General features: G+C 35.4%; 9 protein-coding genes. 1 reads left to right on the top strand and 8 read right to left on the bottom strand.

Annotated elements, in window-relative coordinates; translation table 11 throughout:
- The first annotated feature begins 217 nt into the window (after positions 1–217).
- Positions 218–970: a LytTR family DNA-binding domain-containing protein gene (locus AACZ41_RS17715; protein WP_339629934.1), complete on the top strand. Its 753-nt coding sequence runs from the start codon at positions 218–220 to the stop codon at positions 968–970.
- A gap of 14 nt (positions 971–984) precedes the next feature.
- Here AACZ41_RS17715 and AACZ41_RS17710 read toward each other — a convergent pair whose 3' ends face one another.
- The 8 genes from AACZ41_RS17710 to AACZ41_RS17675 form a co-directional block, all read right to left on the bottom strand.
- Positions 985–2,118: a formylglycine-generating enzyme family protein gene (locus AACZ41_RS17710; RefSeq protein WP_339629933.1), complete on the bottom strand. Its 1,134-nt coding sequence runs from the start codon at positions 2,116–2,118 to the stop codon at positions 985–987.
- A gap of 53 nt (positions 2,119–2,171) precedes the next feature.
- Positions 2,172–5,366: a glycoside hydrolase family 2 TIM barrel-domain containing protein gene (locus tag AACZ41_RS17705; protein ID WP_339629932.1), complete on the bottom strand. Its 3,195-nt coding sequence runs from the start codon at positions 5,364–5,366 to the stop codon at positions 2,172–2,174.
- 211 nt (positions 5,367–5,577) lie between these two features.
- Positions 5,578–7,140, bottom strand: a complete 1,563-nt coding sequence (locus AACZ41_RS17700; protein ID WP_339629931.1) for an arylsulfatase — start codon at positions 7,138–7,140, stop codon at positions 5,578–5,580.
- Positions 7,141–7,243: 103 nt separating this feature from the next.
- Positions 7,244–8,377 carry an amidohydrolase gene (locus tag AACZ41_RS17695; RefSeq protein ID WP_339629930.1) on the bottom strand — a complete coding sequence of 378 codons (1,134 nt, stop codon included), beginning with the start codon at positions 8,375–8,377 and terminating at the stop codon, positions 7,244–7,246.
- A gap of 103 nt (positions 8,378–8,480) precedes the next feature.
- Complete coding sequence (locus tag AACZ41_RS17690) at positions 8,481–8,825, bottom strand: hypothetical protein (RefSeq protein WP_339629929.1); 345 nt, start codon at positions 8,823–8,825, stop codon at positions 8,481–8,483.
- Between the two features lie 224 nt (positions 8,826–9,049).
- Complete coding sequence (locus tag AACZ41_RS17685) at positions 9,050–9,760, bottom strand: DUF6090 family protein (RefSeq protein ID WP_339629928.1); 711 nt, start codon at positions 9,758–9,760, stop codon at positions 9,050–9,052.
- Positions 9,761–9,923: 163 nt separating this feature from the next.
- Positions 9,924–11,096: an alpha/beta hydrolase-fold protein gene (locus AACZ41_RS17680; protein WP_339629927.1), complete on the bottom strand. Its 1,173-nt coding sequence runs from the start codon at positions 11,094–11,096 to the stop codon at positions 9,924–9,926.
- A 224-nt stretch (positions 11,097–11,320) separates the two neighbouring features.
- Positions 11,321–11,644: a hypothetical protein gene (locus AACZ41_RS17675; protein ID WP_339629926.1), complete on the bottom strand. Its 324-nt coding sequence runs from the start codon at positions 11,642–11,644 to the stop codon at positions 11,321–11,323.
- Positions 11,645–11,715 lie beyond the last annotated feature (71 nt).

Genomic DNA, 11,715 nt, shown 5'->3' with positions numbered 1-11,715 from the left:
CCAGATCCTATAATTAATGTTTTTACGCGTTCTATTTTATCAGACATAATATCAAGTGGTTCAATTATTATTCTCAAATACAAAAGTAGGTTTTTGAGCAAAAAACTTGCAATTAAGTTATCAAAAGTTTTAATCCAATCATTGGATAATCACATACCTAATCTATAATTTCAATCAGTTTATCTTAACTATAATATTATCATAAAAAATGTAAAAAATGAACTTTCTCTACATACAACACGTAAGTATTGTAGAACCAATGATGTATTGTTACATGAAAAAATTAAAATGTGCCATAGTTGAAGATTCAAAAGTACAACGTACTTTATTGGAACAGGTCATAGATAAAACTTCGAACCTAGAACTTTTATATTCATTTACCAGTAGTACCAAGGCCTTAGAAAAAATTAATTCATCACATATTGATTTGTTATTTCTTGACATCGAGATGCCCACTATGAATGGATTTGAGTTTTTAGCAGGATTGAAAACAATACCACAAGTAATTATTACCAGTCAAAATTCGAAATATGCATTAGAAGCATTTGATTATAATGCGATCGATTTTCTATTAAAACCTTATAGTAAAGCCAGATTTGAATTTGCTGTCAACAAAGCTATTAGCAAAATTAAAAATACCGCTAAAAGCAAACCCGAAAACAAATTGGTAGTTAAACATAATTTGAAACAGGTTGAGCTTAACATTCATAATATTCAATGGGTAGAGGCGCTTGGTGATTATGTAAAAGTAATAACCCCAGAACGTAATTACGTAATTCTATCCACTTTAACCTCTTTTCATATTAAGCTCGGTGATGATAAATTTTTAAGAATACACAAATCGTATATCGTTAACTTAAGCATGGTTGAACGATACAATCATGAATTCATTGAAATAAAAGACCAAAAAATCCCTATTAGCCGCACCAAAGGTATTGAGCTAGACCGACTTCTAAAGTGCATGGAATAATATCTATTACCCAATTATTTAGTTAACATAACTACACTCGCTACTGTTCTGAAACCTGTGTGTTCAAGGGAAGAATCCATACTTGAGCCCATACGGGCAGACACGCGATAACTCGCACAGTAAGAATCACTACATAAAAACGAACCTCCTTTAATAACTTTCTCTTTGGCAAGCGGATTATTTGGTGTAAACGGACTATTTGCCCCGGTAGGATTGATCAAGACAGTGTTTTGAACCTTCATCTCTTTATAATAATTGGCATTGTACCAATCGCTCGTCCATTCCCATACGTTACCTGCCATATCATATAGACCATAAGCGTTTGCAGGATATGATTTTACAGGTGCACGTAATTCAAACCCATCAGCCATACTATTATTAACCGGAAAATCACCTTCCCAGGTATTTGCCTTCTTACTCAAAACGCTTGCGTCATCACCCCAATTATAAATTGTCCCATACGAACCTGCTCTTGACGCCAGTTCCCATTCCGCCTCTGTTGGTAAGCGTCTATTGGCCCATTCACAATATGCCAAGGCATCTTCATAAGCGATTTGAACAACAGGATAATTCTCTTTCCCTTTAATAGTACTTTCTGGTCCGTTTGGGTGTTGCCAATTTGCTCCGATGGTCCAGTTCCACCATTGGGAAAAATCATAAAGGTTAGCAACCGGAGACTTAGATTTTTTAAAGGTCAATGAACCAGGTTGCAAAATAGAATCATGTGGCTTTGGCGTGCCTGGTGGTACTTGTTTTTTAAGTTCTTCCCAATCTATTCCTCTTTCCGCGATAGTTATATAGCCAGTAGCTTTTATAAATTCAGCAAATTGCCTGTTGGTCACTTCTGTAGCATCCATAAAAAAGCCATCAACCAAAACACTTATAGCAGGTTTTTCATGGTCCATAGCCATCTTATCGCTAGCAACTGCACCTTGTTTAAACGTGGAGCCAGGCACCCACACCATGCCTTCTGGTGCAATTAATCCATCCGGTTTGTTAGTTAGAATAGCGTATTTTTCAACTTCCGAAGTGCTATTCGGCTTTACTGTATTTGTTTCTGGACTTTTCTTTTCCTTAGTTTCTAAGTTACAATTTATCAGCGCCACCAAAAGTATACCCAATGCTAGAATGTTAAATCTATTTTTCATGCTTCATTTTTACTAATAACTTTCTTTGATAAATGGATGCCCTCTTTAACGAATTATCGTATCGGACTAATCACATATTGAAAAGAAAGGTTTTCTGGTTTAATTTGATATTCTTCGTGTGGAAGTAATCCCCAGCTGTTATCACCACCAACACCCATTTGACTGTGGTCTATATTGATATTGATTAAATCCCTTTTTGGAATATCGAAAGTATGTTGTTGCCTTTTTCCCATACCTTCATCAAAATCAGAATTCAATTGATGGTGTGCACTAAAACTAAACAATTGTGGGGCACTAATTCTAATTCCCTTCCCGTCTGAATTTTCAAACGTCAACGTTCTAATATCCGTTCTATTTCCATTCTCTTGCGGACGGATATATTCAAAATACAAATCGGAAACACTAGCACCATACAACCCGACCAATGCAGAAGTTTTACGATCTTGATAATTTTCATGCTCTCCCCTACCGTACCATCTTACTTGGTCATAGCTATTATCAATAATAAGGTTATTACCAAATCTTGGTAAAATAGGTAAGCTCTCTTGAATGCCAGATAATTGGGTGCTTACTAAAATCTCACCTTTATTGTTAATGGTATAGGTAATATTCACCTGACCATTAACTGCTGGCAAATCATAATTTGCCATTAGCTTAAGGTCTTTCCTAATTTTAAAAGGATTCGCTGAAAGCTTTACCGCATCTATAATCTTCTTGCCCTCATTAGAATTAACCTCTAAGCTGATCATGTTTTGAGTTTCCGTTGCTTGCTTCCATTGTTTTAAAAGCTTTGGCATATTATAGCCATAATCATTATCTGTTGGAGCACGCCAGAAATTTACACTTGGTCCTTTCTGTAATAGATTTCCTTGACCATAATCCATGGATATTAAACTACCATCGGTACTATTAAACCCTATTTCAAAACCATCGCCCTTCACAACAATAATACCATCCGCTTTGGTTACTTCAAGTCCGTCTATAGTATCTTCAAATACCGATGGTCTATAATCCGTTAATTGAAATTGCTCATAGGCCAATAAGAAATGTTCAGGAATAAGTACACCTTCTTTTTTAGTGGTCATGTAAACGTTCAAGTGATATTCTGAATCTGAATTAAGTAGTTCTGGTAAATCTATCTGAATTTCTTTGGTTGCATATGGCGCGATATCTACATCTGCGATATGGCCTTTTGCTACTTCTACTCCGTTTTCCAATAATCTCCAAGAAAAGGCATATTCAGATAAATTCGTGAAGTCGTACATGTTCTTTAAACTGATCTTGCCCGATTTTGGATTATCAGACCTGAACTTTACATTTTGATATACTTTTTTAACCTCATATAAAGATGGGTGTGCCGAACGATCAGGGTTCACTAATCCGTTTAAACAAAAGTTGTTATCATTCTGTAATTCAGCTCCTCCTAGATCTCCACCAAAGGCGTAGAATTCTACTCCGTCTTTATTGGTTGTTTTTAAACCTTGATCTACCCAATCCCAAATGAAACCGCCTTGCAATACCTCATACTTTTCAATAACATCCCAATAGTCTTGTAAATTACCCACACTATTACCCATTGCATGTGCATACTCACATTGAATTAAAGGTCTTTTAGGGTCATTTTCCGCGTATTCAATTGTTTGTTTAATTGTTGCATACATTGGTGCTTGTATGTCTGTATTTGAGAAGTTGGTTGCGCCTTCGTATTGTACTGGTCGCGTACTATCATGTGCCTTTAACCAATTATACGTATCAAAAAAGTTTTGACCATTACCTGCTTCATTACCCAAAGACCATGTAACAATTGAAGTATAATTTTTATCGCGTTCGAACATACGGATCGTTCTATCTAGATGCATAGCATTCCATTCTGGTCGATATGCCGGATGAATTTTAATTGCTTCTTCATCACCATCTAAACCTTGGTTGGTCGTACCCATTCCATGAATTTCAATGTTTGCCTCATCAACTACATAAAAGCCATATTTATCGGCCATTCTATAGAAAAATTCATTCTTTGGGTAATGACTGCAGCGAATCGCATTGATATTGTTTCGCTTCATTTCCTCCATATCTTTTAGCGTAACCTCTTCACTGATAACATGACCGGTAACTTCATCATGATCATGTAGGTTTACCCCTTTTATTAATACAGGTTGTCCATTCACTAAAAATTGATTGTTCTTGATTTCAATTTTTCTGAATCCGATTTTAGAACTTATAGCTTCTGTAACATTGCCTTTCTTGTCCTTTAATGTAAAGAGCAATGAATACAGATTCGGTTTTTCAGCATTCCAGGTTTTTACATCTTTAATTTCTTGAGCAAACTTCACTGATGTGTTACCTGTATTTAAATCTAAATTTTGATTTACAGAAAAAACTTCGGTAGCAGCGTCTAATAGGGTTACTTCTACTTGATAACCTTTTAATTTCTTACCGGTATTCGACAATTTTAAATCTAAACTGAATTTACCGTTGGTGTAGGTTTCATCTAAATCTGCTATAACCGTGTAGTCTTTTATGCTTGCCGTATTAGTAGCGTATAGATAAACATCACGGTCAATACCGCTTAAACGCCAAAAATCTTGATCTTCCATATAGCTAGCATCCGACCAGCGCAATACTTGCACCGCCAAAGAATTTTCTCCATCTTTAAGGTATTTGGAAATATTGAATTCTGCAGGTGTTTTACTGCCTTCGCTATAGCCAACCATTTGCCCGTTAACATACACATACATGGCTCCGCTTACGCCTCCAAAATGGAGATAAACATCTTTTCCATTCCAGTTTTTAGGAGTTTCAAAATGACGTTTATAACTACCAACGGAATTAATATCATGAGGAATAAATGGAGGGTTCTTTGGATAAGGATACACAACATTCGTGTAAATAGGAATACCATATCCTTTCAATTCCCAGTTTGATGGTACAGCTATTTTATCCCAACCCGATGTATCAAAATCGGTATTAAAAAAAGTGGTCGGGCGCTCTGGTACACTAGCAACATACTTAAAATCCCATTCACCATTTAACGATTGATAAAAAGAGGAATTCTCCCAACTCTCATTCTCCAATGCCATTTTTGCATTTTCATATCGGTATAAGGATGCTGTTGGTTCTTCTCTATTAATCTGAAATATTTCAGGATTCTCCCACTCAGGGTTATCCCATTTCGGTGCTTGAGCCTGCACTAACAATGCTGTGAAAAATAAAAGACTTAGCATTCTACTCTTAATTCCGTTTTTCATTTTTGCTTAAAACTATTTTGGTGATTATTTATATCTCCTAAAAATCTTATTTCATCTAATTCAATAATGATATAGCAATTAGTATAGATTTTTTAAATTGTATTAATAATTGGACAAGTATTAAATTTAGAATACTACCAATTATTCCATCCTTGCAAAATACAATTAAACTTAAGAATGCGAAAAGAAGCAACAAAATTTTCCAGTTCATTTACCTTTCTAACAATCCTTGTTCTATAAGAGGAATTTGAAAGCGTTCTGTTTCTGCTTTAGTATGCTCATTCTTGAAGATGACCGCTGCCTCTTCTAATATCTCAGGATGCTGGGCTGCAATATTTACTTGCTCGCTAGGGTCATCGTTTAGATTATATAGTTCTATTGTAGGTTCTTTGTCATCTTTTAGGTGTTGACGTATAACCTTCCATTCGCCTATTCTAATGGCTACTTGCCCTCCATATTCAGGAAACTCCCAAAACATAAATTCGTGTTGAGACTGATTTTCTTCACCCAATAAAGTTGGTAAAATACTTATACCATCGGTTTGCTCTGCTAATGGTGTATCAACTATATCGGCAAAAGTGGCCAGCATATCATAATGTGCCGATGGTAGGTCGCTCGTTGTACCCCGCTTAATCTTACCTGGCCATGTAAAAAATGTTGGTACCCGAATTCCGCCTTCATAAACAAAACCTTTTCCTTTGCCATATTTTCCATCAAATGGTTTAGCACTATCAAAGAATTCGGGGTCGGCGCCACCAGCATAACTTGGACCATTATCTGAAGTAAAAACAATTAAGGTGTTATCATAAATACCTTCGTCTTTTAACTGCTTCACCAACTTGCCTACATTCTCATCGAAATAAGAAACCATGGCGGCATAGGCCGCATGCGGATTCTGATGTGAAAAATACCCATTTCCTTCACCTGATAAATAAGGCTCTTCTGGTCCGAATTTTTCAATGTAATAATCTACCCAACGTTGTGGCGCTTGCAATGCCACATGTGGAATCGGAGTTGCCCAATACAAGAAAAACGGTATATCTTTATTCTCGGCCACAAAACCAGTCAGCTCTTTGAACATTAAATCTGGCGCGTAGTCTGTCAACGTATAATCTTTATAGCTTTTTGGGTCCTTCGGGTCTGCGCCCTTAGGGAACGGTGAACTTGGTGCAATGGTGTCATTGGCTAAATGAACCCTATTCCTGTTTTTATATAAGTGTAATGGATAATAGGTATGCGCCTGTCTTTGGCAGTTAAAGCCATAGAAAAAATCGAATCCCATTTCATTGGGTATCGAATGCGTATGCGGGGCGCCTAAACCCCATTTACCTACTAGTGCCGTTTTGTATCCTTCATCTTTAAGATAATTAGCGATGGTCTTCGTTCCTTTTGGTACTGGACGTTGACCTTCTAATGTGGAATCTTTCGCCATAGCTTTATAGTTCCAAACATCACCGCGGTCATTCCATTCATCATTACCGCGTATAAATGCTTTACCAGAATGTTTTCCTGTTAAAAACATATATCGGGCCGGTGCACATACGGGCGCACTAGAATAATGCTGGGTAAAAATCATTCCCTCTTTGGCTAGGGCATCTATATTAGGCGTTTCTATTTTCTCTTGACCAAAAGCCCCAATTTCCGCATAACCCAAATCATCGGCCAATATGTAAATGATATTTGGTTTTTGAACTTCGGGTTCCATTGCCTTCTTTTCTTCTTGACAGGAAAAAAGTAGAATTGTAAAAAGGAATACTAGAAATAGATTTTTCATGGTGAATTGGTTGGAAATATTCTTCTTAAAGATACCTTTTTTACATATTTCGAAGGCAAGCCTATGCCTATAAAAATGACATACTCAAAGTTGAAGAATCGTCTTAATCTTCTAAAATTTCTGTAATCAATCCCTTAAACATTGCTATTCCTGTATCTATTAATTCATCGGGAAAGTCATAATCGGCATGATGTAAAGAAGGATGCTGTTCTCCTGCCCCTAAACCGAAAATAGCACTATTATAGTGCTGAGAAAACCAGCCAAAATCTTCACCAAATCTTAATGGCGTATTCATCTTTTTTAAGTCGAATCCTTTTTGCGTGGTAACCTTTTCAACCAATTCCACGCAGAGCGCATTGTTTTCAGAAGTAGGAAAAAACTCGAACCAATCGATGTTATGGCTCAACTGATACTTTTTAGCTACTACATCAACAGCATCTTTAATTTTATCTTCTAACTCACTCATTAACTGACCGCTCCATGTTCGAATTGTATAGTGCAACTCTGCATTTTCAGGGGAAATACCGTAGGTTTTCTTACCAATGTTTATACAAATCGGTGTCAACAATGAAAAATCATTACTTTCAAAATTCGGATTAGCAAACGAGGAAAATACCTGAATCAACTCTGCCACTGCTAGTGACGGATTCACTCCATTTTCTGGTTCAGAGGCATGAGCTTTTTTTCCTTTCAATTGAATACACAGACTTTGTACCGTGGCCGTAAAATAGCCAGGTTTCACTACTATGAAATGTAATTTCTGACCTGGTAAATTATGAAGTGCAAAAACATAATCTGGCGCAAGGCTTGTAAACTTAACATCTGCTAACATGTTTGCCGCCCCTTTTCCTGTTTCTTCTGCAGGCTGAAAAAGTAACACCACCTTTCCATTTTTGAATTGAGCTTCTGCCAACCAAATAGATAAACCAGCTACGATTGCCATATGCCCGTCATGCCCACATTTATGCGAAACACCTTTGTTTTTAGATCGATGTTCAAAAGTATTTTCCTCTAAAATCGGTAACGCATCTAGTTCGCATCGAATGACCACGGTTGGCCCATTATCCCCAAACTCATAGACGATAGCTACCCCTTCACCACCGATATTTTCAATGATGTTGGTTGGACGATAATCCTGTACAAATTCAACAATGCGTTTCGCGGTATCATTCTCTTTACCAGAAACTTCAGGGTAGGTATGTAGTTCTTTCCGCAGACTAATTAAGACATCGTTCATATAGATAAATATAGCATTTCTAAAGACTAAAAACCCTAATTATAAAATCCCATAAAATGCTGAATACGTCAAAACTAAAAATGATATGGCTTTGGCAAATTTGCTAAAATGCCTTTCTATCATTTTCATATAGTTCAATCGCCTTTACATATTTTACGGAACCCTTCTTGGTCATATCATTTACAAAACCATCTAGTTCAGGATGATTTTTACTTATCCAATTTACTAAAGAATCTCTTTGACTTTGCCAGCTATTCCAATCAGTACCTAGGTATTCAAAATCCTCGATTTTTGAAATTTTCCCAGATTCGAATGAGATTTTGAACTTGCACTTAAGCGGATTGTTTTTTAAAAACTCATTCTTAATAGACTTTGAAGCTACGGTGGCAAAAACTTGATTATTTTTTTCTATTAAGTCAAATCTAATTTTTCTAAAAAATTTTATCATTGGTTAGCGGTTTGTCATAATGAAGCAAAACGGTTTGGCTATAAATAGTATGGGTGCAAACTATCGTTTGCTTTCCTCCACGCACATAGCAAAATTTTTTTGTTTTGTTTTTCTTTTCCTTGTTTAAAGCAAAATCCTAAAGATTTAGCGGAAATCATAAAAATACACAAACCCTGCGATTAAGCCCAAGGCCCTTATTTTTTGTAGGTTTTGTTGTGCTTTCGTTATTTTTCTTTTGCTATTAAACTTTGTATTTCTTCAATCGAACTTATACCGCTACTAATTTTACTAATTCCAGAAGAATAATTGTCACGATTTAATTTTAAAATATTCCGTTCTTTTGAAGATTTCAGTAAAACGCTGTAATCTTTTAGCTCAATTGATTTTTTAAATTCAAATTCAACTGTTTCTTCAAATAATATTGGTATCCAATGGTCATTAAAAGCCAATTCGATATCGTTGGTTGCTTTTATCATTCTCAGGGCATCATCGTCATAATATTTTCCTATTAAGAACCGTAATTGTTTATTTGAAATTCTATCCAACCCATTTGATTTCAATACTTCATAAGCATTAGTAAGAGGTTGAAACCTGTCAAACTGTATTATTTCGGCGAGCCAAATTTTAATACTATCCTCAGTTTTTTGAGATTCTACTGCATTTAAAATCTTATTAGAAGATGATATAGCTTTTCTAAAATTTAATTCAACTTTTTTTAAGACTAACCTATCGCTTTTTAAATTTTCTTGAATTTGAGAAAGTATTTCATTTTCGAATATGTCATTTTTATTATTCTCGTTTAGGTTATTTAATTGAAGTGCGATAACAATACCAATAACAACAAGCATAATTTCTCCAATGGCGTAAAGAAGATATTTACTGAAGTTGTTTTCAGTTAATAGTTTTTGCCGAATTTTTCTAAAGAATTTTATCATTGGTTAACGGTTTGTCATAATGAAGCACAACGGTCTCGGCTATGCGTAGTGCGGGATTAAAATGCACTTCACTTTCAGTTTGGCGTTATGTTTATTAATAATAATTTACTTTCAATTAAGCACTAAAACCCGCATTACGTATAGCCAATGTTACCAATCGTATTTATTCGCTCTTGCTTAATTTTTTTATTTTCATTTTGGCGTTTTCATTATCTGGATTTAGTTCAAGAGATTTTCCATAGTTTTCAATTGCTTTTTTAGTATCACCTAATACTTCATAGGCTTCTCCTAAGCTATCATAGGAATTAGGAGATATAGGGAAATTTTCTACATTCAAGATAAAGTATTCTAATGCGTTGGCTTTGTCTTTATCATTTTCACTTTGTAACATTCTATAACCCAATTGATTCACAAGATACTCGGGAGGTTGAAAATCGTATGAAAGTCTTTCCGAAAGTGTATGAAAATGTTGAGTTAGTTGTTCTTTATCTTCTAAATCACGGTAGGAAATTCCATATCCTTCAAAAATTGCGGAGATTCCGTTATGAAAGGCAATGATTGGAACTGAGCTATGATCTTCATTATCGAAGTATTCTAATTTTGCAGGTAACTCACCTTTACATTTACTATGCAATGACTCGTATAATCGAACATGACGATCACGATTTCTAATATTCCTTTTGCCCCAATTGGCTGTGGCTATGTAAATGAATCTTTCAAATGATTGTTCTGTCAGGGAATCTAACTTTTTATCCATGGTTTCTGAATCCCATGTCCCAAAACTTGGGTCAACCGCAATAAATGAATTGAAAAGGGTCTTTTCTTTCATATAGGTGTGAGTAGCCAACAAACCTCCTAAAGAATGCCCAAAAAGGATTCGATAAGGCTCTGTTCTATATTTTTGATCCAACTCGGGAATCAGCTCATCTTCTAAAAAACTTAGGAAGTTCTCTCCACCGCCTGTATTATTCTCTCTAACTGTTATGATTTTGTCTGGTGTGTAATCTCTTCTTCTATCAACATTTTGAATGGCAACTACAATCATTTCTGGAATTGTTCGGCTTCTATATATATCAGAACTCATATAGTTGACCATACCTGATATCGCTTTGAAGTGCATATTCCCATCAAGTACGATGAGCACCGGATAACTTTTATAGGATGATTCTTTATCATTGTATGAGTCAGGAAGACTAATCCAATATTCCCTTTCTTCATTCAGGATATTTGACCTTAGAGAATGTTTTGTACCAATTATAACTTGTGCAGCATCTTGTGATTTTACCTGATTAATCCCTATTAGCAAAAAAAGTACTGCTATGATATTTTTATTCATTCTGCTGATTTCTATATGATTGGTAACGTTTTAGCTAAGCGTAGTGCGAAGGCAAGGAAACATTTCGTTACCGTCTGAGCACGAAGCTAAAGCTTATTGTTTTGCTTTTTTTTGTTTTGTCCAAAGCTAAATCCATAAGATTTAGCGACATTATAAATATACACAGACCTTTCGGTTTTGCCCTAAAGTCCGCATTACGTTTAGGTTTTGTTAGCTTTAGTGTTTTAATTCCGCAACTCTTTTTCAAATAGGTGCTTTTTTAGTTTTAATTCTCTGAGTTTTTTCTCCAATTTATTTTTACCGATTGTGTATCCTATTGGATAAATAATTGCAAAAATAACTGCGCTAAATATTACAGCATTGTTATAATCCCAGGTTTCTATCATCGGTCTTCTACCGCGTCTTCCAGGCAAATATGGAAACAGAAAAGCCAATGCTATACATATAAGAATTCCGAGTGGAATTCGTTTTTTCATTCTGTCCAATTTATTCTGACAATCCGACATTTCAGAATCTACGTTCCTAATTCGGTCATTTAGGTCTTCCAATTCAAAGTAGGTTTACATGTTCGTTAATATACATGGTTTACAAAAGTTATAGATTAGCCTTTACACTAAAT

Source organism: uncultured Maribacter sp., from assembly GCF_963974015.1.
In the GTDB taxonomy this organism is placed as follows: domain Bacteria; phylum Bacteroidota; class Bacteroidia; order Flavobacteriales; family Flavobacteriaceae; genus Maribacter.
Note: the sequence above shows the minus strand (reverse complement) of the source record. Positions and strands in the feature narration are given on the sequence as shown.